We start from the raw sequence: 508 nt of genomic DNA, 5'->3' as shown, positions 1-508 counted from the left end.
ATACCCGCGGCGGCGTCTGGGCGAGATCGACGGGTGCGGGGCCCGGTCCCCGGGGAGCCGGCAGCCGGTTGGCGGCTGCGTTACACCCCCGCACCCCTGTCCCGGCCCCGGAGCCCCCATGATCCGCATCGACGGCGTCTCGAAGCGCCATGGCCGGCAGATCCTCTTCCTCGAGGCCTCGGCGGCGATCGGGCGCGGCGAGAAGGTGGGGCTCGTCGGCCCGAACGGAGCCGGCAAGTCGACGCTCTTCCGGCTGATCACCCGCGAGGAGGAGCCCGACGACGGCCAGGTCGTGATCGACCGCGGCATCACGGTCGGCCACTTCCACCAGGACGTCGGCGAGATGAAGGGCCGCACGGTGGTGGAGGCCACCCTCGACGGCGCCGGCCCCGTCGCCGAGGCGGCGCACGCGCTCCACGAGCTCGAGCAGGCGCTCGCCGATCCCGGGCGCGCCACCGAGCTCGACGCGCTGGTCGCGCGCTACGGCGAGGCGCAGGCGCGCTTCGAG

1 protein-coding gene is annotated in these 508 nt (G+C 75.0%); it reads left to right on the top strand.

All coding sequences use genetic code 11. The annotated features are described in order from the left end of the window. Positions 1–118: 118 nt before the first annotated feature. The coding region (locus tag L6Q96_23705; GenBank protein MCK6557551.1) for an ATP-binding cassette domain-containing protein at positions 119–508 on the top strand (390 nt) is incomplete at its 3' end.

The sequence above is a fragment of the Candidatus Binatia bacterium genome (assembly GCA_023150935.1).
Lineage (GTDB): Bacteria > Desulfobacterota > Binatia > HRBIN30 > HRBIN30 > JAKLJW01.
The sequence above is the reverse complement of the archived record's forward strand: the minus strand, read 5'-3'. Positions and strand labels throughout refer to the sequence as shown.